This window comes from Bradyrhizobium sp. WBAH42 (assembly GCF_024585265.1).
GTDB lineage: Bacteria > Pseudomonadota > Alphaproteobacteria > Rhizobiales > Xanthobacteraceae > Bradyrhizobium.
The window spans coordinates 7,410,397-7,436,481 of record NZ_CP036533.1 but is presented as its reverse complement, the minus strand read 5'-3'; the positions used below and the strand labels follow the sequence as shown (position 1 = coordinate 7,436,481).

At 65.1% G+C, this 26,085-nt stretch carries 22 protein-coding genes; 10 read left to right on the top strand and 12 right to left on the bottom strand.

Annotated elements, in window-relative coordinates; all coding sequences use genetic code 11:
• Positions 1-14 precede the first annotated feature (14 nt).
• From DCG74_RS35000 to DCG74_RS34990, 3 genes are all read right to left on the bottom strand, one after another.
• On the bottom strand, positions 15-1,340 hold the full coding sequence (locus DCG74_RS35000) for a cellulase family glycosylhydrolase (RefSeq protein ID WP_172785811.1): 1,326 nt from the start codon (positions 1,338-1,340) through the stop codon (positions 15-17).
• A 103-nt stretch (positions 1,341-1,443) separates the two neighbouring features.
• Positions 1,444-2,583, bottom strand: a complete 1,140-nt coding sequence (locus tag DCG74_RS34995) for a glycosyltransferase (protein ID WP_172785812.1) — start codon at positions 2,581-2,583, stop codon at positions 1,444-1,446.
• 253 nt (positions 2,584-2,836) lie between these two features.
• Positions 2,837-3,940 carry a glycosyltransferase family 1 protein gene (locus DCG74_RS34990; RefSeq protein ID WP_172785813.1) on the bottom strand — a complete coding sequence of 368 codons (1,104 nt, stop codon included), beginning with the start codon at positions 3,938-3,940 and terminating at the stop codon, positions 2,837-2,839.
• 180 nt (positions 3,941-4,120) lie between these two features.
• On the opposite strand from DCG74_RS34990, the gene DCG74_RS34985 reads away from it, so the two are divergent.
• Positions 4,121-5,008: an aldose 1-epimerase family protein gene (locus tag DCG74_RS34985; protein ID WP_172785814.1), complete on the top strand. Its 888-nt coding sequence runs from the start codon at positions 4,121-4,123 to the stop codon at positions 5,006-5,008.
• Positions 5,009-5,032: 24 nt separating this feature from the next.
• Here the strand turns inward: DCG74_RS34985 and DCG74_RS34980 are convergent, their stop codons facing one another.
• Positions 5,033-5,881, bottom strand: coding sequence for an MBL fold metallo-hydrolase (locus tag DCG74_RS34980; RefSeq protein WP_172785815.1), 849 nt, complete (start codon positions 5,879-5,881; stop codon positions 5,033-5,035).
• Between the two features lie 246 nt (positions 5,882-6,127).
• Between DCG74_RS34980 and DCG74_RS34975 the strand changes: the two genes are divergently transcribed.
• A complete protein-coding gene (locus tag DCG74_RS34975) occupies positions 6,128-6,928 on the top strand; it encodes a response regulator transcription factor (protein ID WP_172785816.1) in 801 nt (266 codons plus the stop codon).
• 17 nt (positions 6,929-6,945) lie between these two features.
• Here the strand turns inward: DCG74_RS34975 and DCG74_RS34970 are convergent, their stop codons facing one another.
• A complete protein-coding gene (locus DCG74_RS34970) occupies positions 6,946-7,710 on the bottom strand; it encodes a transglycosylase SLT domain-containing protein (RefSeq protein WP_172785817.1) in 765 nt (254 codons plus the stop codon).
• Between the two features lie 50 nt (positions 7,711-7,760).
• Entirely contained in the window at positions 7,761-8,897 is a 1,137-nt protein-coding gene (locus tag DCG74_RS34965; protein WP_172785818.1) for a S9 family peptidase, read from the bottom strand.
• Between the two features lie 161 nt (positions 8,898-9,058).
• Between DCG74_RS34965 and pgm the strand changes: the two genes are divergently transcribed.
• From pgm to DCG74_RS34945, 4 genes are all read left to right on the top strand, one after another.
• Positions 9,059-10,705, top strand: a complete 1,647-nt coding sequence (pgm, locus tag DCG74_RS34960; protein ID WP_172785819.1) for a phosphoglucomutase (alpha-D-glucose-1,6-bisphosphate-dependent) — start codon at positions 9,059-9,061, stop codon at positions 10,703-10,705.
• 314 nt (positions 10,706-11,019) lie between these two features.
• On the top strand, positions 11,020-12,069 hold the full coding sequence (locus DCG74_RS34955; RefSeq protein WP_172785820.1) for an aromatic ring-hydroxylating dioxygenase subunit alpha: 1,050 nt from the start codon (positions 11,020-11,022) through the stop codon (positions 12,067-12,069).
• 3 nt (positions 12,070-12,072) lie between these two features.
• Positions 12,073-12,825: a GntR family transcriptional regulator gene (locus DCG74_RS34950; protein WP_172785821.1), complete on the top strand. Its 753-nt coding sequence runs from the start codon at positions 12,073-12,075 to the stop codon at positions 12,823-12,825.
• A gap of 11 nt (positions 12,826-12,836) precedes the next feature.
• On the top strand, positions 12,837-13,817 hold the full coding sequence (locus DCG74_RS34945; protein WP_172785822.1) for a PDR/VanB family oxidoreductase: 981 nt from the start codon (positions 12,837-12,839) through the stop codon (positions 13,815-13,817).
• Between the two features lie 197 nt (positions 13,818-14,014).
• Here the strand turns inward: DCG74_RS34945 and DCG74_RS34940 are convergent, their stop codons facing one another.
• The 3 genes from DCG74_RS34940 to DCG74_RS34930 form a co-directional block, all read right to left on the bottom strand.
• Positions 14,015-15,976, bottom strand: coding sequence for a bifunctional diguanylate cyclase/phosphodiesterase (locus DCG74_RS34940; RefSeq protein WP_172785823.1), 1,962 nt, complete (start codon positions 15,974-15,976; stop codon positions 14,015-14,017).
• A 170-nt stretch (positions 15,977-16,146) separates the two neighbouring features.
• Positions 16,147-17,007 (bottom strand): DMT family transporter, encoded by an 861-nt coding sequence (locus tag DCG74_RS34935; RefSeq protein ID WP_172785956.1) that lies wholly within the window; start codon positions 17,005-17,007, stop codon positions 16,147-16,149.
• Between the two features lie 67 nt (positions 17,008-17,074).
• A complete protein-coding gene (locus DCG74_RS34930; RefSeq protein ID WP_246571915.1) occupies positions 17,075-17,635 on the bottom strand; it encodes a TetR/AcrR family transcriptional regulator in 561 nt (186 codons plus the stop codon).
• Positions 17,636-17,990: 355 nt separating this feature from the next.
• Between DCG74_RS34930 and DCG74_RS34925 the strand changes: the two genes are divergently transcribed.
• Entirely contained in the window at positions 17,991-18,935 is a 945-nt protein-coding gene (locus tag DCG74_RS34925) for a hypothetical protein (RefSeq protein WP_172785824.1), read from the top strand.
• Positions 18,936-18,946: 11 nt separating this feature from the next.
• Here DCG74_RS34925 and DCG74_RS34920 read toward each other — a convergent pair whose 3' ends face one another.
• Positions 18,947-19,312 carry a nuclear transport factor 2 family protein gene (locus DCG74_RS34920; protein WP_172785825.1) on the bottom strand — a complete coding sequence of 122 codons (366 nt, stop codon included), beginning with the start codon at positions 19,310-19,312 and terminating at the stop codon, positions 18,947-18,949.
• Between the two features lie 282 nt (positions 19,313-19,594).
• Between DCG74_RS34920 and DCG74_RS34915 the strand changes: the two genes are divergently transcribed.
• The 3 genes from DCG74_RS34915 (at position 19,595) to hemC (ending at position 23,066) form a co-directional block, all read left to right on the top strand.
• On the top strand, positions 19,595-20,185 hold the full coding sequence (locus DCG74_RS34915; protein WP_172785826.1) for a TetR/AcrR family transcriptional regulator: 591 nt from the start codon (positions 19,595-19,597) through the stop codon (positions 20,183-20,185).
• A 248-nt stretch (positions 20,186-20,433) separates the two neighbouring features.
• Complete coding sequence (locus DCG74_RS34910) at positions 20,434-22,059, top strand: GMC family oxidoreductase (protein ID WP_172785827.1); 1,626 nt, start codon at positions 20,434-20,436, stop codon at positions 22,057-22,059.
• Between the two features lie 26 nt (positions 22,060-22,085).
• The gene (gene hemC, locus DCG74_RS34905; RefSeq protein ID WP_172785828.1) at positions 22,086-23,066 is read left to right on the top strand and encodes a hydroxymethylbilane synthase; all 981 of its coding nucleotides are present in this window, start codon (positions 22,086-22,088) and stop codon (positions 23,064-23,066) included.
• A 69-nt stretch (positions 23,067-23,135) separates the two neighbouring features.
• Here hemC and DCG74_RS34900 read toward each other — a convergent pair whose 3' ends face one another.
• Positions 23,136-24,290, bottom strand: a complete 1,155-nt coding sequence (locus DCG74_RS34900; protein WP_172785829.1) for an alpha-hydroxy acid oxidase — start codon at positions 24,288-24,290, stop codon at positions 23,136-23,138.
• Positions 24,291-24,303: 13 nt separating this feature from the next.
• Positions 24,304-25,950, bottom strand: a complete 1,647-nt coding sequence (locus tag DCG74_RS34895; protein ID WP_172785830.1) for an L-lactate permease — start codon at positions 25,948-25,950, stop codon at positions 24,304-24,306.
• Between the last annotated feature and the right edge of the window lie 135 nt (positions 25,951-26,085).

The following is a 26,085-nucleotide window of genomic DNA, read 5'->3' as shown; positions in this document are numbered from 1 at the left end:
TTGCAAAATCGCGCTTACCGCGCCGGTCTTATCTCCAGGGAGGGCATGGCACCGTTGCTTGCTGCAATGAGAACCGGCGTGCTCGAAACCGGAATCCAGGCTCCGGACGCAGGTCTTGCGGCCGAGTCGCACGGCAGCGCAAACGTTGCGCCTTCCTGATCGCCCTTGAGCCGGACCTCGTAACGCCGGTCGGGAGCCTCGGACCAGACCGCAACTCTGGCGCCGGACGTCGTCGTTGCATTGATCGACACGACGCCGCTGGCGAGCTCGCGCTTCTCGGCGCTCAGGCTGGAGCGGATGAAGGCCCAGGCGCCCTGGACCGCGCAGGCGACGGGCTTCGGCGAATTGTCGAAACGGTAGAGCCCGAAATTGTGCTCCAGCTCCGATGGATTCTGCCCGCTGTCCTTGAGCTCGTAGAGCCAGATGCCTTTGAGCCAGCGCGCCGCGGTCGACGCCCACAGAATGAGCTGCGCACTATTGTCGGCCTGGGCCTGCTCGCTGACGCCGCATTTGTTGCTGGCCGTGGTCCATCCGGTCTCGGTGACATAGACCGGGAAGTCGGGGTTTCCGCTCGCCTGGCCGACGAGGCGGTGAAACGCCGTGAGCCGCTCGATGATCTCGGCCGAGGTCCGTTTGCTCGGGCCCATGCAGAAATTATAGAGATGGATCGAAGCGCCGTCGGCATACTGCAGAATGCCGGTTCGCAGCATCTTCTCCGTCCACGCCCAGCCCAGATCGTCACCGAGGGCGCCGACCAGGAATGGCGCATTCGGCGCCGCGCGCTTGACCGCAGGTCGCGCGACTTGCGCCAGCGCCAGATAATTTTCCGGCGAGAATGCGGCATCTTTCTTTGCCGCCAGATTCCACTCGTTCCAGAGCTCGAACAGGGGATGCTGCGCCACGACGGATTGCGCCGCCGCTGCCGCATAGTCGGCGAACCGCTGCCGCGCCTCATCGGTCGTCGGCGGCGAGGAATTCGGAACGAGATGATGGCCGAAGGCGAGGATCAGCATCGGACGCGCAATGCCGGATCTGACCTGCGCCTCGAGCCGGCCCAGTCTGGGCGTGAAGCCCATCCGGCGTCCCGCCGTTTCGAAATCGGACCAGGGGAAATCGTCGCGGAAGGCATTGAGGCCGAGTTGCTTGATCTGGGCGATGTTCTCCGCAGGCACGTATCCCCGCGCGCTCACCGGCCCGCCCAACCCCTGATGGGTGCCGACACCGAGCAGGAATCGGGCGTCGAGCGGTTGAGCGCAGGCGGGGACCGACAGAACAATGACCGAGATGAGGCCCGCGAGGCGAAGGACATTGTCGCGAAGCAACGTGCGTGGGCGTGTCATGGTCTAGATCATGCTCACGCGCGATGCAGGGGCAGTGACATTATTCGAGAGCATCGCCATCGCGATCTCCCGCATCTGCTAGGGCAAGCGTGCATGTTGATCATCAGAAATTCTTGGAGAGGTCCGACTGCAGCCCCGCCTTCGCTTCGACGGGCGTCTGGTCGTCCCGAAGCAGCTCGGCATAGACCTGCTGCAATTGTGCATGCGTCTTCTCGACGTCATAGAGCTGCTTGAAGCGGTCGTAGCCGCGCTGTCCCAGCACCTTGAGGTCGAGATCGAGTGCTCGCCGGAAGCCGTCGACGAGCGGCTGCACCGCGACGGGCTCGCAAAGCACGCCGGTGACGCCGTCGACGACGATTTCGGGCAAGGCGCCGCTGCGGAATGCCAGGATCGGCTTGGCCGCGCGCATCGCTTCCAGGGCGACGAGGCCGAAGGCTTCCCATCGTGACGGAATCACGACGAGATCGGCTGCCTCGAGCTGGGTCTCGATGGTCGGGCGGTCCAGCCAGCCCAGCAGGGACACGTTGGGCGGCACCGCCGGGCCTTCATACTTGTTGACGACGGAGGCGCCGATCATGCGGATGTCGAGGACGTCCTCGAGCGCGCGCGCCGCTTCGATCAGGAGATCGAAGCCCTTCTGCCGATCCAGGCGTCCGATGAACAGCACCTTGACCTTCTTGGAGGTCCAGTCGGCCGAGACGGGCTGCGGCGTGCGGCTCTTCGAGATGCCGTTGTGGACCAGGGTGAGGCGGTCGGCAGGAATTCCCGCGCGCAACGCCTCGCTATGCTCGTCGCCGGAAATGCAGATGATTCGGTCCGACGTGCGCGCAAGCAGGTTCTCCGCCGCCTTGGTCAGCACGTGACTGAAGCGGCCGGTCTCGCGCGAAAATGCCCAGCCGTGCGGACAATAGACGACGCGCGGTCCGCCCGAGCGGGCTGCCAGCGCGGGCCGGAGCACGAGCCCTGCAAAGGACGAATGCAGGTGCACCACGTCCGGTCTGAAGGCATCCAGCGCTTGCATGCTTGCACGCAACATTTGGAATAGGCCGGCGACGCTGCGGCCGGATCGCTCGAATGTCGTAATCTGGTTGTCATCGACCGCGCCGAGGTCGTCTCGATGATCCGACGGCACGACATAATGCACGTTCTCGGCCCCGAAGCTGGCCTGCTGCTGAGGATGCAACTCGTTCAGATAGCTCGCGATCCCGCCACGGATCGTTTCGGCGATGTGCAGCACTTTCATCGTTTGCCTTGCATAGGGCCGCGTTGGAGAGCCGGACATCTGTATCCCTGTTCTGTGTTCGCTAGTGCGAAACACAGTTCCTCGAATACGTAGCGATATTGGGGCAGGGATGTGGTCATGTTGCGCCAAGGCGCTCGTGCTTGCGATCGCCGCAAGAACGAAGAAGAAGTTTCATGGAACCGTGCTGAGAGACGCGAGTTGCAAATCGTTTGTGCAAAAACCATTGCGCGCGATAGGCGAACCGCGCCGCGTTTCACGCAGCGCTGGCGACGTTCGCCGGCGCCGCGAGGTGATCGAGCAACGCCTTCGCCGATTTCTTCCACGAATAGAATGCAAGACGATCCTGTTGTCGTCTGCGTTCCTGCTCAGAGATCGCGCCGATTGCCAGTCTTTCGAGCATGAGCTGCTTCAGTGCTTCGGCATCCGTGGCGCCAAAATACGCAGCCGCGTCGCCGCACGTCTCCACGACGGCGTCGGCCGTCGAGGCGATCACCGGGCAGCCGAAGATCATGGCTTCGAGTGGCGGGACACCGAATCCCTCGTAGAGCGACGGAAACACGAAGGCCGATGCGTGCGCATAAAGTGCGGCAATCTCGCTGTCGGTCAGGCGGCCGGCCAGCAGCAGGCCGGAAACCCCTTCGCCGGAATGATCCTGAAAGACCTTGCTGTTGTCGCCGCCGACGATGACCAGGGGAACGTCAGCCCGGTCGAGCAGCTGGATGGCACGGATCGCGACGGACAGATTCTTGTTCTTGGTTTTCGAGCCCACGAACAGGAAGAACTTCTGCGGCCGGACGCCAAGTCGGGCCAGAATGCCGGGATCGGGCTTCGTGGCCGCAAAGTGTTCGGCACTGTTGGGGAAGATCGGAATGCGCGATGCCGAGAGATTCAGCACATCCGCAAGCTCCTTGCGTGAAAATCCCGATACCGTTGCGATGCTTGCGTGCCGGGCGAGCATCCGACCCATCGTGCGATGGACGGTCAGATAGCGCCAATTGAAGAAGTCGGGCCTGCGAAAGACCTGGGCGTCGTGAATCACGACAATGTGGTCGCGATGGAAGACGGGCCCGGAATTGGCCAGGCTGATCAAGCGGCCTCCGGCGGCGGCGCGGGCGAGATCGACTTGATCCCACGCGTGCCCATGCAACCGGCCGACGACGCGAATCTTGATCCGGTCGAGATGAAGTTCCTCGCTTGCATCCGCGGGCTTCAACAATTGCCAGTCTGCGTTGCGAAGCACGGCCGGAATCTGCTCCGACGCGAGCAGCCCGTCGATCGCCTTGACCATTTCGGCGGCATAGCGCTGCACGCCCGTGAGCTTTTGCGACAGAAAGCGGCCGTTGATGAAGAATTTCAATTGACTACCACGATGGTTCATGGAGTCCCGGCCGGGTTCGCGGGGAGCTCGCGGTGGAGAAGCCGCACGTGAGCAATCGTTAGGTACAGAAATATGACGCAGCCCGGCATGGCTCGGAGGCGCCGCCTGCATGGCCGGCGTCGCCTTGCTGCGTGCCAGGGCGGGGTGTAGAGGTCGGCAATGACCGACGACACCCACTCCTTTCGCAGCGGCTCGCTCACCGCGACCGTCAAGGCGCACGGCGCCGAGCTCTGCTCGCTGAAGGGCGGCGGCACCGAATTCCTTTGGCAGGCGGGGCCGGAATGGCCGCGTCACGCGCCGCTGCTGTTTCCGATCGTCGGGCGCCTTGCCAACGACGAATTGCGGCACCAGGGCAAGACGTATCGGATGACGCAGCACGGCTTTGCCCGCGACAGCCGCTTCGTGTGGGCGGAACGCGGCGAGAGCCGCTGTACTCTTGTGCTCGAGGACAACGAGACGACGCGCGCGCTCTATCCATTCCCGTTCCGGCTCACGGCGGCCTATGCGATCGATGAGTCCGGCCTCGATCTGACGCTCACGATCGCAAATACCGGCAAGGAGACGTTGCCGGCGTCGATCGGCGGTCATCCCGCCTTCAATTGGCCGCTGCAGCCCGGCGCGGCCAAGGAGAGCTATGCACTGACCTTCGCGAGCGCCGAATCGTCTCCGATCCGCCGTCTGGAAGCTGGATTGCTGCGCCCCGTGGCGGAGCCGAGCCCGGTCATGGGCACGTCGCTTCCCTTGTCGGATTCCCTGTTCGTCGACGATGCCATCATCTTCGACCGCATCGAGAGCGGTTCGGTCCGCTATGCCGCGGCGGGTGATGCGTCCAACGGGCCACGGCTGAAAATGTCCTGGCGCGGATTTCGCGAGCTCGGCGTCTGGTCGAAACCGTCAGGCGTGCCGTTCCTCTGCATCGAGCCCTGGCGCGGCTATGCAAGTCCCGCCGGCTTCCAGGGCGAGTTCACCGACAAGCCGGGACTGATGCACATCGCGGCCGGCGCGGAAGAGCAATTGTCGTTCCGCATCGAGGTCGGATCGTCCTGAGGCCGGCGAGCTGATCGACGATGCCTAGACCTCGATGCGCGTGAGATCCTCGCCGAGCACGACCGGTCCTGCATAGTCCCGCCTGACGTCATCGAGCAATGCGGTCAGCATGGCGTCGTCGGTGCGCGGACGGTGATGGGTCAGCGCGAGCTTCTTGACGCCGGCTTTGGCCGCGATCCTCCCGACGGTGTCGCCGCAGGCGAGCGTGTGTTTCGCAAGCCGGCGGAAGTGCTCGTTGTTGATCTCGGGCGTTGCGAGAAAGCAGACCTGGACCAGCAGGTCGGCGCCTTCGGCCAGGCGCTCCAGTCCCGGGCAAGGGACCGTGTCGCCGGAAATCGCAATGACCTTGCCCTCGGCCTCGAAGCGATAGCCGAGACACATCCAGCGCGCCAGGAAGGCCGGCGACATGTCGAGACCGTCGCCATGCGAGACTAGTTCGGCGCTGATCTTCCAGCGACCGGTATCGAGAATGGGACCCGGCACGATGTCCGTTGCGGCGACAGGCTTCCAGCCGCCGAAGGTCGGCTCGCCCTGGTCGCGCCAGGCGATGTCCTTGTCGTAGACCTGCGTGACCAGCGTGTTGACGAGCCGCTCGGTGTCCGGCGGTCCATAGATGCGCAGCTCGTCCTTGCGCCCGTGCATCCACGAATTCAACATCACGTCGTAGAGATCGCCGATGTGGTCGAAATGGTGATGGGTGGGGAAGACCGTGTTGATGGCGCCGAGCGGCACGCCCGCCTTGTGAAGCTGCACCATGACGCCACGGCCGGCGTCGAACAGGATGTTCTCCTCGCCAAGCCTGATCAGCGTGGTCGTCGCCATGCGACGCGGGTCTGGACGTGGGCCGCCGGTGCCGAGCAGTATGACCTCCATGGGCCACCTCCGAGTGCAGGCTTTTGGACGCACAGTAGATGTGAGCTCACGGGCGGAGCAAGCCGCAGCGGGCTACCCGAAGTGTAATCTGATTTTCAGAGATCGGGAGGCTGCCGGCGCGATGGTGCGCGGAATGAGAATTGTGGGCCAATTCATACTAAATACGTTGAGACCATGACCAATATTGTTTGCGCGTCACAACGCGCCTAGTATTGCGGCAGGCAATTTCGGGGGCTCGAACAGGCTGTGAATGTCCGTTCACATGACAGCGCGACGCGCAGCGACTTGAATTCGCAGGTCGGATCATCCAGGACCGTGACGGTTTCCGCACGTCAGGAATCGCGTCCGGTCGGCCGCGAGCGGCTGATCGTCGTCGAGGACGATCCGGTGACACGGACCATGCTGGTCGACTATTTCAGCGACAACAATTTCGATGTGGTCGGCGCCGGCTCCTGCACGGAGTGCCGTCAGGCGCTGCGCGCGCGCACTGATCTCGTCTTCCTCGACGTGCAACTGCCCGACGGCGACGGCTTCGAGCTCGCCAAGGAGATCCAGGCCGCCGGCAACGTGGGCATCATCTTCGTGACGCGGCGCGACACCGACGTCGACCGCATTCTCGGCCTCGAGGTCGCCGGCGACCATTACGTCACCAAGCCGATCAACCTGCGCGATCTGCTCGCGCGTGCGCGCAGCGTGCTGCGGCGGCGCTCGATCGACCGCAAGGCGGCGCGCAACCACAATTCGATCGCCTTCGGCGACTGGATCATCGACCTGACCCGGCGCGAACTGCTCGGCAACGACGGCAAGCCGGTGGCGCTGACGCGCGCCGAATTCGACCTGCTGGCGGCGCTCGTCGGCGCCGACGGCAGGCCGCTCAGCCGCGACTATCTGATCGAGGTCGTCAGCAACCGCCAGGCCGACGTCGACATCCGCACGGTCGATGCGCTGGTGGCACGACTGCGCCGCAAGCTGGTCGGCAGCGGCACGCCCGTGATCGCGACCGTCACCGGCGTTGGCTACAAGCTCGCGCTCAGCGAGCGGCTCTAGAGCATAGGGCATCGCCGTCAGCGCGATGCAACGCGCTTCCAACGTGCTTCGATGCGCGCCTTGATCTGGCTGACCCTCGCCTCGTGAGCGGCCCAATAGGCGCGGCTGCCGGCTGCAGTGCCTTGACGATAGCTGGCATAGACGGCTTTGGGCTGCACCGGCATCTTCGGGCGGCTCGCCGCTTTTGCGGGCGCCGCAGCCGCGGCCGCAACGGCAACTGCAGGCGCCGGATCCGGAGCAGCCGCAGCTTCGGGGCCTGCCGGCATCGCGCTCATCGCGAGAAGCCGGTTGCGGGCCCGGTTGCAATAGACCTGCGACCGCCCGGTCATCCCCTCTTCGCCGTGACCCGCCCGGTATTTCATCAGGGCGCGGCAGAGGTCCCCGCCCGAAAGACGCCAGGCCTGGCTGAGATAAAGCACCCCGTAATGGATGTTGACGTCGGGTTCGGCCAGCTCCGCGTTGCTGCCGCGGAAGCCCAGCATCGCCGCCGTCTCGGGGCGCACCTGCATCAGGCCGATTTCGCCCGCGCCACCGATGATTGCGGGGTTGTAGCCGCTTTCGACGAAGACGACCGCCTCGGCGATATCGGCCGGCAGATTGGTGCTTTTCGTTTCCCGCTCGATGATCTTCCGGATCATCGCGCGCGACGACGGCGTTTCGCCGGCGCCGAGCTCGGTGTCCCCGTCGCCCGCAAGCGCGCCGATCGGAGCCGACACGAGCAGGACGACCGCGACATGCCTCCACGTCGCGCCGAGATTGAAGCGTGCCCGATCCCACAGCATGGGCTTGTCATAGAGCTCCGGAGTTAACAAACCGGCCTCTGGCGCGTCTGTCACTGCCGCGCGCGGGCGCTCTGGTCGGTGGGTCTGGCCTGCGATGGCTCGGCCAGCTGGTCATCGACCGCATAGAGCGTGCAACTGGGCGACCATTTCATGCAGGCCGCCAGCGAGTCGCGCCGGGCCTCTTCAGTTGTCGCACGGCCGGTGCGCCAGCCGTAGCCGCCGTTCGGCGACACCGCAAAGGCCTTGTGCGGCAGCAGGCTGGCGAGATAGCGCGCGAACTCGGCCCGCGCGGCCTCGCTGAGCTGGGGCGGTGGCGGCAGCGGATCGGGCAGGCTCAGGAGTTCACGGCCGAGCCCGCGCTCGCGCAGGAAGGCGTCGAGATACGGTGTCCATTGCGGCCGGCCCGCGACCGAATAGAGATAATGGCCGTCGTCGCCGTAAGCCGGCGCCGCCACGAACCTCGCATTGCCGCCACCGGCGCGAAACCCGTCATGGAGGCGGCGCGCGAGATCGGGACCGAAATAGGAATCGTTGCTCGCATAGACCCACAGCATCGGCACGCGCGAGCTCTTGCCGAAGGTGGCGAAGGCCTGCACCAGCCCCTCCTCGTTGCAGACATCGTCGTCGTCGCGCGAGCCGCGGCCGCCGGCGAAGTTGATCGCGGCGACGAGACCGGGCGGGGCCTGCGCGCTCAGCGCCACCGTGGCAAGGCCGCCGGCGGAATGGCCGGCCGCGATCATGCCCGAAATCGTGACGTCGCCCCGGTGCGCCATCGCATCGATCGCGGCGCGCAGATCGGAAACTGCGACGGCGGCCGCCGGCAGGTACGCCGCCTTTGCGCAACCGCCGACGCTGTCGACGCGCCCGCCGGGCGAGGTGCCATAGCCGCGCCGCATCACGATCAGCGCCGCAAAGCCGCGCCGGGCGTATTCCAGCGCAATGCCGTAATATTTATGCGCCGACATCGCCGCTCGGTCCTCGAACTTGCGCGGCGAGCCGTGGCTGAGCAGCGCCAAGGGATAGCGCTTCGTCCCCGCAGGTCGGACCAGGAAGGCCTCGAGCCCCTGCGGTCCGGCCTCCGCCATCGGGATGCGAAGGTCCTCGGTGTAGAACTCCGCGGCGCGCGCCGGTGCGCCGGCCAGGATGAGGCCGGCGATCAACACGAGCAGCTTGCGCGAAGGGATCATGAGACGATTCGATGGGTGGTGGTGCCGAGCATAGCACGAACCCGCTGCACCACCTTCGCTACCCCCAAGGAACGCCTTCCCCCTCGCGCGTGTTGTGCCCTTGGCGGGGGCCGGGCCGATGCTATGGTGTCCCGCACTCACGACAGGACGAGGATATTTCAGTGGCAGAAGTCGATCCCGCGGCGGGCAAGCAGGCCTCGCCGGACGTGCTCACCAATATTCCGCGGCTGGTGACGGCCTATTTCGCCAACAGACCGGATGCATCGGATCCGGCGCAGCGCGTGGCGTTCGGCACGTCGGGCCATCGCGGCACCTCGTTCAAGAACACCTTCAACGAAGGCCACATCCTCGCGACCACGCAGGCGATTTGCGATTACCGGAAGGAGAAGGGCCTGACCGGCCCGCTCTTCATCGGCATCGACACCCATGCGCTGGCCGAGCCGGCGCTGGTCAGCGCCGTCGAGGTGTTCGCCGCCAACGGCGTCGAGGTCATGATCGACAAGGACGGCGGCTACACGCCGACGCCGGTCATCTCGCATGCGATCCTCACCTACAACAAGGGCCGCAGCAGCGGCCTCGCCGACGGCGTCGTCATCACACCCTCGCACAATCCGCCCGAGGATGGCGGCTACAAATACAATCCGCCCCATGGCGGGCCCGCCGATACGGACGTGACGGGCGTCGTCGAGAAGCTCGCCAACGCCTATCTTGCAGGCGACCTCGAGGACGTGAAGCGCATCGACTATGCCAAGGCGCGCAAGGCCGCGAATGTCCACGCCTACGACTTCGTCACGCCTTACGTCGCCGATCTCGGCAATGTCGTCGATCTCGACCTCGTCAAATCCGCCGGCGTCAAAATCGGCATCGATCCGCTCGGCGGCGCCGCCGTGCATTACTGGCATCCGATCATCGAGCGCTATGGCCTCAACGCCACGATCGTGAACGAGGCGATCGACCCGACCTTCCGCTTCATGACGGTGGACTGGGACGGCAAGATCCGCATGGACTGCTCCTCGCCTTACGCGATGGCGAGCCTGATCGGCATGCGCGACCGCTTCGACGTCGCCTTTGCCAACGACACCGACGCCGACCGCCACGGCATCGTCACGCGCACCGGCGGGCTGATGAATCCGAACCATTACCTGGCGACCGCGATCTCCTACCTGTTCGCGCACCGTCCGGACTGGGGCAAGGACGCCGCGATCGGCAAGACCGTGGTGTCGAGCTCGATCATCGACCGCGTCGCCAAGAAGCTCGGCCGCAAGCTGGTGGAGACGCCGGTCGGCTTCAAATGGTTCGTCGACGGCCTCGTTACCGGCGGCTTCGGCTTCGGCGGCGAGGAGAGTGCAGGGGCCTCGTTCCTGCGCCGCGACGGCGCGGTGTGGACCACCGACAAGGACGGCGTCATCCTCGGCCTGCTCGCTGCCGAGATCATGGCCAGGACCGGCCGCGATCCCAGCCAGATCTTCAATGAGCTCACCGCCGAGTTCGGCATGCCGCACTACGCGCGCATCGATGTCGCCGCCACCGGGCCGCAAAAGAACATCCTGAAATCCGTCACGCCGGAGCAGCTCGGCCTCAAGAATCTCGCCGGCGATCCCGTTCGCGCGACGCTGAGCAAGGCGCCCGGCAACGGCCAGCCCTTCGGCGGCATCAAGGTCGAAACCGATTTCGGCTGGTTCGCCGCGCGGCCGTCCGGCACCGAGGACGTCTACAAGATCTACGCCGAAAGCTTCCGCAGCCCCGAGCACCTGAAACGGATTCAGGAAGAAGCTCAGGCGGGGTTGGCGAAGGTGTTCGCGGCGTAGCTCCCCGGCGCAAGCGCCCCTCTTACCCCTCCCTTGGAGTCCCTTGAGGGTGGGCCGCGTGCCCCGCTTGGACCGCAGTCACCGCTGTCATTCCCCGCGAAGGCGGGGAATCCAGTACTCCGCGGCGGTCATTGGTTCAGGCAATTTCCGCTGCGGAGTACTGGATCGCCCGCCTTCGCGGGCGATGACCTCCGAGAGTTTATGTATACAGAAGTTGGTATAGAGGTATCTTATTAGGGCTTATTTGGTGTTGAACAATTCTGCGCCTCAGTTATTGTATACATAACGTATTCATAAGCCGTGGGAGCGAGACAATGACAAAACCCTTCCCCATGAACGCCTGGTACGCTGCTGCGTGGGACGCCGACGTCAAGGCGGCGCTGTTGCCGCGGACGATCTGCGGCAAGCATGTCGTGATGTATCGCAAGGCCGACGGCTCGGTGGCCGCGCTGGAGGATGCCTGCTGGCATCGCCTGGTGCCGCTGTCCAAGGGCCGGCTCGAGGGCGACACCGTCGTCTGCGGCTATCATGGCCTGAAGTACAACGCGCAGGGGCGCTGCACCTTCATGCCCTCGCAGGAGACCATCAACCCGTCTGCCTGCGTGCGCGCCTATCCCGTGGTCGAGCGTCACCGCTATGTCTGGCTCTGGATGGGCGATCCCGCGCTGGCCGATCCCGCGCTGGTGCCGGACATGCACTGGAATCACGATCCCGCCTGGGCCGGCGACGGCAAGACCATCCACGTCAATTGCGACTACCGCCTCGTGCTCGACAATCTCATGGACCTCACCCACGAGACCTTCGTGCACGGCTCCTCCATCGGCAATGATGCGGTGGCCGAGGCGCCGTTCGACGTCACCCATGGCGAGAAGACGGTCACGGTGACGCGCTGGATGCGCGGCATCGAGCCGCCGCCGTTCTGGGCCAAGCAGCTCGGCAAGCCCGGCCTCGTCGACCGCTGGCAGATCATCCGCTTCGAGGCACCGTGCACCATCGCGATCGACGTCGGCGTCGCGCCGACAGGCACCGGTGCGCCGGAAGGCGACCGCTCGCAGGGCGTCAACGGCTTCGTGCTCAACACCATCACGCCGGAGACCGAGAAGACCTGCCATTATTTCTGGTCCTTCGTCCGCAATTACCGCCTCGGTGAGCAGCGCCTCACCACCGAGATCCGCGAGGGCGTCTCCGGCATCTTCCGCGAGGACGAGCTGATCCTGGAAGCGCAGCAGCGCGCGATGGACGAGAACCCCGATCGCATCTTCTACAACCTCAACATCGATGCCGGCGCGATGTGGTCGCGCAAGCTGATCGACAAGATGGTGGCGAAGGAAAACGCCCCAAAGCACCTTCAGGCCGCGGAGTAGAACATGGCCGAGCGTGAGGTCGACCGCTCCATCTCGCAGACCGTCAAGGCGCAGCTCGCGTTGCGCGACCAGATCCTGTCGGGCGCCTTGCGTCCTGGCGAGCGCATCTCCGAGCTTCAGGCGGTGGAGACGACCGGCGCCTCGCGCACGCCGGTGCGCATGGCGCTGGTGCGGCTGGAGGAGGAGGGCCTGCTCGAGGCCATCCCCTCCGGCGGCTTCATGGTGAAGGCGTTTTCCGAGCGCGACATCTCCGATTCCATCGAGCTGCGCGGCACGCTGGAAGGTCTGGCGGCGCGCTTTGCCGCCGAGCGCGGCGTCGCCGCGCGCGAGCTCGAGCCGCTGAAGGAGTGCCTCGCTGCAATCGACGAGCTGCTGCGGCAGGTGCCGATCTCGGTCGATGCTTTCTCGTCCTACGTCACGCTGAATGCGCGCTTCCATGCCCAGCTCACCGAGCTGTCGCGCAGCCCGCCGCTGATCCGGCAGATCGACCGCGCCTCGGCGCTGCCGTTTGCCTCGCCGAGCGGCTTCGTGATGGCGCAATCGGCACTGCCGGAGGCGCAGCAGATCCTGATCATCGCCCAGGAGCACCATCGCGTCGTGATCGACGCCATCGAGAACCGTGAAGGCGCCCGCGCCGAGGCCGTCATGCGCGAGCATGCGCGGCTCGCGGTGCGAAACCTGCGGCTCGCGCTGCGCAACCGGACCCATCTCGACCTCTTGCCGGCGCTCGCGCTGATCAAGACCGCAACCGATTGAGGGCAGCCACTATGCGCTTCATCGAAACCTGGACCCCCGCGACGCTCGTCGCCACCCGCGATCTCACCCCGAACGTCCGCGAATTCCTGATCAAGCCGGATCAGTTCGAGGCCACGGCCTATCCGGTCGGCAGCCACATCAATGTCAGCGTCACCATCGACGGCCTGCCGGAGACGCGGTCCTATTCGCTGGTCGGTGAGGCCTCGTCGCAGGGCTTGAAGATCGCAGTGCGCCGTGCTGAGGATTCCCGCGGCGGCTCGCGCTACATGTGGTCCTTGCAACCGGGCGCACGGCTCGATATCACCCAGCCGGCCTCGCTGCTCGCGGTCGATTGGACCCGCAACACTTATTGCCTGATTGCCGGCGGCATCGGCATCACCCCGATCCTCGGCGCCGCGCAGGCGCTGGCCCGGCGCGGTGCGGACGTGACCCTGCATTATGCCGTGCGCTCGCGCAACGAGGCCGCCTATCTCGACGATCTCGCCGCGATGCTCGGCGATCGTCTCGTGGTTCATGCCAGCGACGAAGGGCACCGGCTCGATCTCGACCCGCTGTTTGCTTCACTTCCGCAAGGCGCGCTGGCCCTGTTCTGCGGCCCGATGCGCATGCTGGACGCCGCGCGCCATGCCTGGATCGGCGCCGGCCATCCGCTCCCCGATCTCCGCTACGAGACCTTCGGCTCCAGCGGCACGCTGCCGACCGAAACGTTCCGCGTGCGCCTGAAGGACTCCGGTGTCGAGCTCGAAATCCCACGCGAGCGCTCGATGCTCGACGTGCTCAATGCCAGCGGCCACGACGTGATGTATGATTGCAAGCGCGGCGAATGCGGCCTCTGCGCCATCGACGTGGTCGAGGTCGACGGCGAGATCGATCATCGCGACGTCTTCTTCAGCGACCACCAGAAGCAAACCAACCAGAAGATCTGCGCTTGCGTCTCCCGCGCGCGCGGTACGATCACGGTGGATACGCTACTGCGGGCGGATGCGGTTTGACCGAGGCCGGAGCGGGATTCTCTTAGGGGGAAGCGGACGGCGCCGCGGGCTCACCTCTCCCGCTTCGCGCCGAACGCGCGGGTCAGGGCTCTCTCCTCTGGGGGAGTCCCGCCGCGGAGACAGCCCTCTCCCCAGCCTCCCCCGCAAGCGGGGGAGGGAGCGTACCTCCCGAGTCGCCGGACCGAGGCACAATTTTTCTACGCCGCGTAAATCGCCCGGTACTTCTTCGTCTCCAGCAGCGCCATCACCCCGTCCGCGGCCACCGGCCGGCTGATCAGATAGCCCTGCACCTCGTCGCAATTGATCTGCCTGAGATATTCGAGCTGGTCGGCGGTCTCGACGCCCTCCGCCACGACGCCGATCTGCAAATCGCGCGCGAGCGAAATCACCGACTTCACGATCGCCGCGCAGTCCGGCTGCACCAGCATGTCGCGGATGAAGGACTGGTCGATCTTGATGCGGCTGAACGGCAGCTTGCGCAGGTAGGTCAGCGAGGAGAAGCCGGTGCCGAAATCGTCCAGCGCCACGGTGACGCCGAGCTCCAGCAGCGCGTTCAGGACCGTCGCGGCCGAGCCGTATTTCGACAGCAGCATCGATTCCGTGATCTCGATCTCGAGCCGATGCGGGGCGATCCTGGCCTCGGCGAGCGCCTCCACGATGGTCTGGAGGATGGCCGTGTTGTGAAACTGCGCGGCCGAGAAATTCACGGCGACCCTGATCTCTTCGGGCCACTCCGCAACCGTCGCGCAGGCGCGGCGGATGACCCATTCGCCGATCTCGTGGATCAGCCCGGTCTCCTCCGCGATGGCGATGAACTCGCTGGGCGGCACCAGCCCGCGCGTGGGATGCTGCCAGCGCAGCAGTGCCTCGAAGCCGGTGATGCGGTTGCTGCCGAGATCCAGGAACGGCTGGAACACCAGGAACAGCTCGTCGCGCACGATCGCGCCTGTGAGGTCCGATTGCACCGCCTTGCGTTCGCGGGACGACCTGTCATCGGCTTGCTCGAAGAAGCAGACCGTGCCCGGCCCGGCCTTCTTGGCGCGGTAGAGCGCGGCATCGGCATTCTTCATGAGATCGAGCGGCGTGTTGCCGTCGCGCGGCGCCAGCACGATGCCGACGCTGGTCGCGCCGACGATCTGACGGCCCTCGATCTGGAACGGTTCGGCGAACGCCGCGACGAAGCGTTCGGCGATCTCGAGCGCATCCTCCGGCCGCGTCAGGTTGGCCATCACCAGCGCGAACTCGTCGCCGCCGATGCGCGCGACGTGCTCGGCGGCGCGCGTGCAGCGTTGCAGGCGGTTTGCCACCTGGACCAGGAATTCGTCGCCGGCAGGATGGCCGAACTGGTCGTTGACCTCCTTGAAGCGGTCGAGATCGAGCAGGAGCACCGCGAATTCCTCACCCGATAGCGCCAGCCGCTTGAGCGCGGCGTCGAGCGTTTCATTGAAGGCGACGCGGTTGGGCAGATGGGTCAGGGAATCCAGCCGCACCGTGCGCTCGGCCTCGATCTGCCGCATCACGCGCCGGGCGAACGAGAACGAATTGACGAACACGCTGCGCAGCAGGACGCTGCCGTAGACCACGACGAGAAAGGCGATCAGGAGAAAGGCGAGATCGCCGTTCCGGCCGAGGCAGATGGCGATACCGAGGAAGATCGGCGCCGTGAAGGCGATCGCCGCGATCGGGATGGTGGCGAAGGCGAGTGCCCCGCCGGCCAGCATGCCCGCGCACAGGCAGGTAATGACGAGCTGGCCGCCGGTCGAAGCGCCGGCGAAGAAGGCGACCGGGACGATGCCCCAGGCGGCGCCGAGGATGAAGGCGTTGCGCACCAGCCGGTGCATCGCGCGACGCGAGACGAATTGCGGCTTGGTGATGCGGCGCGCCGCGTGCGATTGCAGGCCGAACGCGATCGCGGCGCCGGCGACGGAAGCCGCCCAGATCAGCGCAGGGATCCTGTCCGGCGACGGCCACAGCGCGATCGCGAGCACGATGGCGTTGCAGGCATTGGCCAGCATGATGCCGACCGAATAGCCGAGCACCAGCGACATCTGCTCGGCGCGGATTTGGCCGGCGACGGCCTCGTCGGCTGCGGGACCGCCAAAGGCCGACAGATCGCCGGCGAACAGCCGTGCGACATAGTTGGTCGTTTGAGTCCGCATTCCAGAGCCTAGCACCAGGGCCGTTCCTTTCGGCTCGATCCGGAGAATTCGCCGCAAACCTTTGACGAACTATGAATTATCCACGGCTGCGGGGCGCGCCGTAACCACTTCTGCGTGTTCGTCACGCAGTATCGATAACAAATCGATACAAATGCCCGACAGGCCGGACATCAAGCGGGGCGGGGGCGCGGTCTCAGCTGAGTGATGGCGACCCCGGACATCGCGAGCAGTCCGCCGACGATCAGCTTTGGCGTGAGCCGGTCACCGAGAAACAGTACGCTCGAAAGCAAGGCAAACACCGGAAGCAGCAGACCGAAGGGCGCAACGCGCACCATCGAGCAACGGGCGATCAGCCAGAACCAGAGGCCAAACCCGACAATTCCCCCCACTAAAATCGTGTAGGCGAGCGCCAGCCAGCCGAGTTCGCCCGCCGTCACAAGGCTCGCCGCTTGTCCATATTCAAGGAGCAGCGACATCAACATGACCTGCGGTACCGTGAGCAGCGAAGACCACCCCATCAACATCAAGGGATCAAAGGGGCCGTAACGCTTCGTCAAGACGTTAGACACCGCGAAGGCAAAAGCGGCACCACCTACAAGCAGCAGCGGAATCAGGTTGGTCGACAGGCCCGGCTCCGCCGCGAGCACGGTCACGCCCACGAATGCAAGTCCGACTCCGGCAGAGGTGGCGAGAGACGGCCTCTCCGCCAGAATGGGCCAGGACAACAGGATGGTGAAGGGCGTGGCGAGCTGGTACGCGACGGCCGACATGCTTCCCGAGCCGAGTCCAAGCCCGACATAGAAGAGCCCGAAATTCAGTACGCCCAGGAACAGCGAAATGGCCGCAACAGGACCGAGTTGCCGACGCGTAGGCCTGTCGACGAAGGGAACGAGCAGCACAGCGATGACCAGAAAGCGGAGTGCGAGGAAGAACAGCGGCGGAAACTCCGCGACGCCCACCTTGATGGCGACGAACTGATATCCCCAGATCATGGGAACGGCGATGGCGCAAACGATCTGGATGCTAGACATGGCCCACCCTTTCAGGACCGATCGGTCCATATATGGATGCGCCGATATGCCAAAGGCATCCATGGGATTACTTCACGAAGCGGCCGAGGAGAGCGTCGGCGGCGGCTTGCGATGTGATCCGTGCCGGCCCCGTCTTGCCGACCACACGCAGTCCTTCGACGAAACGGACGAGGATGTTGGCGGCGATCGCGGGCTCGACATTGTCGGCCAACTTGCCGGCCGCTTTCGCGCGGGACAGTGCATCCGTCACCTTGGCTTCCATGGCCTTGAAGAAACTCGCAACGCGGCGACCGACTTCGGCATCCTGGCCGGCCAATTCCATCGCTGTGGCCACCAAGAGGCATCCGCGCCGACCGTTGCTCCCGCTGGTGCGCTCGACGTAGCCGGCAAGGTAGGCCCGCAGGCCCGCCACCGGATCGTTGCGGGGATCGAATTCCCCGTCCATACGCCTCGAGGCGTCCGCGATGTAGCGATCAAGCGCACGCAAGAACAGCGAATGCTTGTCGCCGAAAGCGGCGTAGAGGCTGCCCCGCGACAACCTCGTCGCCCGAAGAAGGTCGGGCAGCGCCGTGGCATGATAGCCACGCGCCCAGAACACCTCCATCGCGCGCTCGACGGCGATTTCCATATCGAAACTTCGCGGCCGGCCACGGGGCAGCCGCGCTGGGGTTGTCTGCCGCATGCCGATATATATAGACCAATCAGTCCTTAAATGGCAAGCGACGCACGGGACTTGCGCGTGGAGCGCTCCGGATGAATCTTCATCCCTTCCGAATGGGAGTCGCGCCAATGTCCGGCCTCAGGCGCGTCAGCGTCTCGCATCAAGGCCTGAGGGGCTCCTGGAGAGCGGCTCTTCGATCGGCCTTTTGCCGCACCCGGCCAGATCGAGACGCCCCCCTCGATCGCGTGATAGGTTTCGCGGACCGACAGGCACCGTGCGCCGCGTCGGCACCCGATGCATTCGAAATCCCGAGGGCCTGTCGATGAGCGAGCCTTCAGCTGACGTGTCGGCAACGGTCGAATACACGATGGACCAATGGCGGATGGACCGGGTCCCCTGGGCCATGTGGGCTTGCGTCGCCGGCCTTGCGATCGGGCTTCACGCCGAGAGCCGCGGCCAGAATGGAGCGGTTTTGGCCACGATCTATTTGGCTCTGCTAGGTCTGGCGTTCGCAGGCTATGCACTGACGGCCCTGATCGGACGGTCCGGCCTGCCATTGCTTCTGGAATTGTTGATCGGCGTCCTTGTCCTGATCGTCGTCTCCGCCCTCATCGGTGGGATCAGCTTGATAGTCGGCGGGTCGGGCGGCGGCTCCAGCTATGTCGGCGCGATGCGCAGTCTCTATTGGAGCCATCTCGTGAACCCATCGCTGAACGTTTTCGGCTGGATGTTGCTCTATTTGGGATTGGGATGGATCGCGTTCTCGTCCTACCGGCACTTCTATGCGGATCGGGCAGTCGTCTCCATGTCTGCCGCGGGCATCCGCTTTCACAGACCCTGGCTCAAGGGTTTGTTCATCCCCTGGCAGGAGGTGCGTGGGGTGGGCCACCTCGAGGTCCCTGGCATCTCGGGGGTGCCGTTTGTCAGTCCGTATGCTGCTGCCGTCACGGTCGGTCAGAACTTCTATGAGCAGCATATCGCCCCGAAGCGCAGCTTCTTCTCGCCGCCCGGGGCCGAGGCCATGTTCCAGTCGAAAGGCGAGATGATTCAGGTCGTGCTCAATAGCGCCGACATGACAGTCAAGCCCGATGATTTTCTCGGGCCCGCCGAGGCGCGATGGAAAGCCTTCAGGGATCGGGCCGGACCGCCATCGCAGCCCGGCGGCACCATCGTCTATGGACGGTGGTCCATCACCGGCTCTGCATGGCAGGCCGTTCAGTTTCTTGCGCCTCTCGTCGGCATTGCCGTGGTCATGCTGTACCGATAGGGAAATCCTGATCAGCGTCCGAGTTGCTTCGGATCGTAGAAGAAGCGCTCTTCGATGATCTCATTGCCTCGCCAGGTCTGCCACGCGATCTCCTCCAGCGTCCGTGTCACGCCCTCGGCGTTGGTGAAGGAGAATTTCCAGCGACTGGCGACAATGTCGCCATCGATCAGGCTCGGGCCGAGGCGCACGGCAGTGACCTCCTTGAACGCCGCCAGCACGCCGCGCTCCTTGTCCGCGAGCTTGTCGCGTCCGACCACGGGCGCGGCGAGGTTCTCATAGGTTGATGCGTCGGGGGTGTAGTAGTCGAGGATCGCGCCGACGAAGTCGCCATCCTCCAGCCGCTTTGCAAAGGCTTCGACGATCTCTCGGCTCGGCATGTTGTCACCTCAAGGCTAAAACCGACTGATGGTCGGTAAATACCGACCGATAGTCGAAAAGTCAACTGGCCGCCCGAACTGAATTCGACTAGACGGGAAGGAAGATTGAGTCGATGCGAGCCAAGAACTCGAAACACCTCTCCCGTAGGGAGAGGTCGGATCGCATCGCAAGATGCGATCCGGGTGAGGGGTTGCAGTCTTACCCAACGCTGCAGCAGCCCCTCACCCGGATTGCTGCGCAATCCGACCTCTCCCCGGTGGGGAGAGGTGGAGACAAGACCCATGGTCAAACAGGCGGAACGGCGGGCGGCGACATCGGAGGCGATCCTGACGGCGGCGCGGCGCCTGTTCGGGACGCACGGCTTTGCCGCCACCACCATGGACGACATTGCCGAAGGCGCTTCGGTCGCCAAGGGCGCGGTCTATCATCACTTCAAGACCAAGGAGGCGGTGTTCGAGGCCGTGTTCGACCAGGTCTCGCGCGACCTCGTTGTCGAGATCGACCGCACGGCACGCGCCGAGAAGGACGTGCTCGCCGCCATGGTTGCCGGCACCCAGCACTACTTCGCAGCGACCGCGAAGGGGCCGACCGGCCAGATCATCCTGCGCGACGGCCCGGCGGTGCTTGGCTGGGAACGCTGGCGCGAGATCGACGCGCAGCACTTCGGCGGCAAGATCCCGCGCGCGCTCTCCGCCGCGATGGAGGCCGGCCTGATCGCACGGCAGCCTGTCGAGCCGCTCGCGCGGCTGCTGCTCGGGGCGGTCACGGAGGCCGCGGTCGCCTGCGCCCGACGCGCCGATATCGCCAAGGCGGGCGCGGAATATGCCCGTGCGTTCAAGTCGCTGGTGGAAGCGCTGCGCGTCAAGGCATGATCGCCTTAACGCGGAGCCAGCTATGTGGGTGGTGTCGACTCCGAGTTCGCTTCACCTCTCCCGTAGGGAGAGGTCGGATCGCATCGAAGATGCGATCCGGGTGAGGGGTTACGGTCTCACTTTCCGTTGCGGCCCCTCACCCGGATTGCTACGGACGATGCTGCGCATCGCCGCGCGCAATCCGACCTCTCCCCGCCGGGGAGAGGTGAAGTCGGAAACGCCCACGCCAACAAGAAGAACAGTAGCGCATGAACGCAACTTCCGCCCTCGCACCCACCGATCCCGAATTCGACTACATCATCGTCGGCGCCGGCTCCGCCGGCTGCGTGCTCGCCAACAGGCTTTCGGCGAACGGCAAGCACAGCGTGCTGCTGCTCGAGGCCGGCCCGAAGGATTCCAATATCTGGATCCACGTCCCGCTCGGCTACGGCAAGCTGTTCAAGGAGAAGAGCGTCAACTGGATGTACCAGACCGAGCCGGAGCCCGAGCTCAAGGGCCGCCAGGTATTCCAGCCGCGCGGAAAAACGCTGGGCGGATCGAGCTCGATCAACGGCCTGCTCTATGTCCGCGGCCAGCACGAGGATTACGACCGCTGGCGCCAGCTCGGCAACACCGGCTGGGGCTATGACGACGTGCTGCCCTATTTCAAGAAGGCCGAGAACCAGTCGCGGGGCGCCGATCATTATCACGGCACGGGCGGGCCGCTGCCGGTGTCCAACATGATCGTGACCGATCCGTTGTCAAAAGCCTTCATCGATGCCGCAGTCGAGACCGGTCTGCCCTACAATCCTGATTTCAACGGTGCGACGCAGGAAGGCGTCGGCCTGTTCCAGACCACGACGCGCAACGGTCGCCGCGCCTCGACTTCGGTCGCCTATCTCGGTCCCGCGAGGGCGCGCAGCAACCTCAAAATCGAGACCTCCGCACACGCTCAGCGCATCCTGTTCGAAGGGCGCCGGGCGGTCGGCGTCGAATACCGGCAAGGCGCCTCCTTGCGCCGCGCCCGCGCGCGCAAGGAGGTGGTGCTGTCGAGCGGCGCCTACAATTCGCCGCAGCTGCTCCAGCTCTCCGGCGTCGGCCCCGGCGATCTCCTGCGCCGGCACGGCATCGATGTGGTGCTGGACGCACCGGGCGTCGGTCACGATCTGCAGGATCACATGCAGGTCCGCATCGTGATGCGCTGCTCGCAGAAGATCACGCTCAACGACACCATCAATCATCCGCTTCGCCGCACCATGGCCGGCGCGCGCTACGCGCTGTTTCGGAAGGGCTGGCTGACGATCGCAGCCGGCACGGCGGGCGCATTCTTCAAGACCAGTCCGCGCCTCGCCTCGCCCGACATCCAGGTGCACTTCCTGCCGTTCTCGACCGACAAGATGGGCGAGAAGCTGCACGATTTCTCCGGCTTCACGGCGTCGGTGTGCCAGCTCCGGCCCGAGAGCCGCGGCACCTTGCGCATCAAGAGCGCAGACCCGACCGTGCCGCCGGAGATCCGCATCAACTACATGTCCACCGAGACCGACCGCACCACCAATGTCGAAGGCATCAAGATCCTGCGCAAGATGTTGAACGCACCGGCGCTGAAGCCGTTCGTGGTGGACGAGTACGATCCCGGGGCGAAGGTATCCACGGACGCCGAGATCCTGGACTATTGCCGCGACCGGGGCAGCACCATCTATCATCCGACCTCGACCTGTCGTATGGGCAACGATGCGCTCGCCGTGGTCGATCAGCGGCTGAAGGTGAGGGGACTCGAAGCCTTGCGTGTCGTCGACGGCTCGATCATGCCGGATCTGGTGTCGGGGAACACCAATGCGCCGATCATCATGATCGCCGAAAAGGCCTCCGACATGATATTGGAGGATGCGCGATAAACTTCGCTGCTTGAGAGGGTTTGGACTTGGCTACGCGATTCAAGATCGGCACACGCAAGAGCGCCATGGCGCTGGCACAGACGGAAGAGATTGCGCGCCGCCTGACCGCCGCCGTGCCCGGTCTCGACGTCGAGATCGTCAAGTTCGACACCACGGGCGATCTCGACCAGACCAGCAAGCTGTTGCCGCATGGCGGCAAGGGCGGGGCCTTCGTGGCTCAGATCCGCGCCGCGGTGCTGTCGGGTGAGCTTCAGGCAGCGATGCATTCGCTGAAGGACATGCCCGGCAACGAGGACACGCCCGGCCTTGTCATCGGTGCCACGCTGTCGCGCGATCCGCCCAGCGACGCGCTGGTGCTGCGCGACGGCGTGTCGTTGGAAGCGCTACGCCAGTCCCGCGGCAAAGGCTTCAAGATTGGCACCAATGCCGTCCGTCGCGCCGCCTACGCGCGGCGGTTGTTCCCAGAGGTGGAGGTGATCCATTTCCGTGGGGCCGCCGACACAAGGGTGCGGAAACTCGACAATGGCGAGAAGCAGCGCCTTCCGGATGGCGGGGCAGTCGGGCCGGCCGATGCGCTGATCATGGCGCGCTCGGGCCTGGATCGCGTCGGGCTGGCGCATCGCATCGCCTACGAATTCACCGCGGTGGAGATGCTGCCGGCGGCAGGGCAGGGCATCGTCGCGGTCGAATGTGCCGCGCAGGACTGGCAGACGCGACAGATCCTGTCGTCGATCGACGACGCCTCTGCGCACGCTTCCGCCGACGCCGAGCGCGAGGTGCTCTGGGTGCTCAACGGCCACTGCAATTCGCCGGTGGCGGGCTTCTCGACCATCACAGGCGATCAGATGTCGCTCACCGCCTCGGTGCTCGATCTCTCCGGCAACACCATCATCGAAGCTTCGCGCGCCGGGCCCGCCAACCGCCCGCGCGAGCTCGGCCGCGCGGTGGGACTGGACCTGCTGGCGAAGGGTGCAGCGGAGATCATCGAGCGCAGCCGGCCGCGCTAAAACCGTCAGGTCCCGCGCGCGCCGCTCAAATTGATGACAGCCTCCTATCGATGCCGTCGCGCCGGTGTTTCACGCCGCCGACTTGAAGCGCAAATTGGCGCGCGAGAGTTGGCCGATCGAGGTGCATCCCATCAGCTTCATGTCGCGCTCGAGCTCGGCCCGCAACAGGCCGAGGGCCCGCTCGACGCCGGGCTGGCCGGCCGCCGCCAGCGGATAGAGATAGGAGCGCCCAAGGCCGACGGCCTTGGCACCGAGCGAGAGCGCCTTCAGGATGTGGGTCCCGCGCTGGATGCCGCCATCCATCATCACGTCGATGCGATCGCCGACGGCGTCGACGATTTCGGCGAGTTGGTCGAAGGCGGAGCGAGAACCGTCGAGCTGCCGGCCACCATGGTTCGACAGGATGATCCCGGCGCAGCCGATCTCGACCGCGCGGCGCGCATCGGCCGGCGACATGATCCCCTTCAGACAGAACGGCCCGTTCCAGCTTCGCACCATCTCGGCGACATCGTCCCAATTCATCGACGGATCCAGCATCTCGGTGAAATACCGGCCGATCGACACCGCGCCACCGCTCATGTCGACATGCTCCTCCAGTTGCGGCAGCCTGAATCTCTCGTGGGTGACATACTGGATGCCCCATTGCGGCTTGATCACGAACTGGAGCATGCCGGCGAGCGTCAGACGGAAGGGGATACTGAATCCCGTCCGCAGGTCGCGCTCGCGATTTCCACCGGTGATGCTGTCGACCGTCAGCATCATCACCTCGACGCCGGCGTCCTTGGCGCGCTGCATCATCGCACGGTTGAGCCCGCGATCCCTGTGGAAGTAGAACTGATAGACCTGCGGCGTATCATGGGCCTTGCGCAGGTCCTCGAGGCTGACCGTGCCGAGCGAGGAGACGCCGAACATGGTGCCGTAGCGCGCCGCGGCCGCAGCGACGGCACGCTCGCCCCGATGGTGAAACAGACGCTGCAAGGCCGTCGGCGAGCAATAGAACGGCAGAGCAAGCTTCTGTCCCATGACGGTGACCGAGAGGTCGACCTCTTGCACGCCGCGCAGCACATTGGGCACGAGGTCGCATTGCTCGAAGCTCGCCGTGTTGCGGCGGTGGGTGACCTCATCGTCCGCCCCACCGTCAATGTAGTCGAAGATCGGCCCGGGCAGCCGGCGACGCGCCAGCCGCCGGAAGTCGTGAAAATTGTGACACTGTGACAATCGCATCGCCAGCCCCCGATCAGGGCACGAGCAGCTTGAGCGGCCAGACATAGGCCTGGCCCAGCACCAGGATGCCGACGAGAACGACGAGCGCGAAGCTGTGGAAGAAGACGAAGCGCAGGATCGTGCCCTCGTGGCCGTACCATTTGGTGGCGGTGGACGCGACCACGATGCTCTGCGCGTCGATCATCTTGCCCATGACGCCACCGGAGCTGTTGGCGGCTGCCATAAGCACCGGACTGACGCCGATCTGTTCGGCGCTGATGCGCTGAAGTCCCCCGAACAGCACGTTCGAGGACGTATCCGACCCCGTCAGCGCGACGCCGAGCCAGCCGATCAGCGCGCCGAAGAACGGATAGAGCGCCCCGGTCTTGGCGAAGGCCAGTCCGAGCGTGGCATCCGTGCCGGAGTAGCGGGTGACGAAACCGAGCGCCAGCATGCAGGCGATGGTCGCGAGCGAGTAGCGCGTCAAATAGAGCGTGCGCGCATAAATCCGGATCAGACCGAGCGGACCGTAGCCGACCAGCAGGCCCGAAATGATCGCCGACAGGAGAATGCCGGTGCCGGCCGCCGAGAGCAGATTGAGCGCATAGACCGCGCCCTCTGCGACAGGCTTGGCCACGACCGGCGGCGCCTTCTGAACGAGGTTGTGCAGCCCGAGCACGGGAAACTTGGCGACCCAGATGCCGTCGAGCCAGCTCTTCACCTGCGGCGTGCCCCAGGCGAAGACGAAGGCCGAGAAGATGAGCCAGGGCGTCCATGCCTTGGCGACAGCCGCCTTGGTGGCCTTGCCGACGGAAGCCTGGTCCGATAGCGGGGCGCCATAGCGCGCCGGCATCTCCTTCATCGCATGCCTGGGCCGCCAGACGCGCAGGAACAGCGCGAGGCTTGCCATCGACACCACCGCGGCAATCACGTCGACCAGCCACGGGCCATGGAAGTTCGAGACCAGATATTGCGGAACGGCGAACGAGACGCCGGCCACCAGAATAGCGGGCCAGATCTCGAGCATTCGGCGGAAGCCGACGAAGGCCCAGATCAGCCAGAACGGCACCAGCAGCGAGAAGAACGGCAGCTGCCGCCCGATCATCCCGCTCAGCTCCTGGAGATCCAGTCCGGTCACCGCGCTGAGCGCGATCACGGGCGTTCCGAGGGCGCCATAGGCGACCGGCGCGGTATTGGCGATCAGCGACAGGCCGGAGGCGGCGAGCGGCGAAAAGCCAAGCCCTATCAGCATCGCGGCGGTGACCGCAACCGGCGTGCCAAACCCGGCGGCGCCCTCGAAGAACGCACCCAGCGAAAACGCGATGAAGAGCAGCTGCAGGCGGCGATCGTCACTGATCGAAGACACCGAGCGTTGCAGCACCGCGAACTCGCCCTTCTCGTTCAGAAGCTGATAGAGGAAGATGATGTTGATGATGATCCAGCCGATCGGCAGGAGCCCGAAGCCCGCGCCGTAGACCGCGGCCATTCCGGCCATGCCCGCCGGCATGCCGAACGCGAACACGGCTACGCCGAGGGCGGTGACGAGGCCAATGGCCGCCGCCCAATGCGCCTTGATCTCGAAGACCGCAATTGCACTCAGCAGCACGATGACTGGCAGCGCCGCCGCGGCGGTCGAGAGCCATGGATTGTTGAAGGGGTCGTAAGCCTGGGTCCACGCCACGAAAATCTCCTCGGGTTGTCCTCATCCGCCGCCGCGCTGGTCCACGGTCTTGGGCATCGAAATTTGTCGGATATCCACTTTGGTAAAATTAATTTACCACAACTGTCAATTGGGAAATATTATTCATCGTGTATC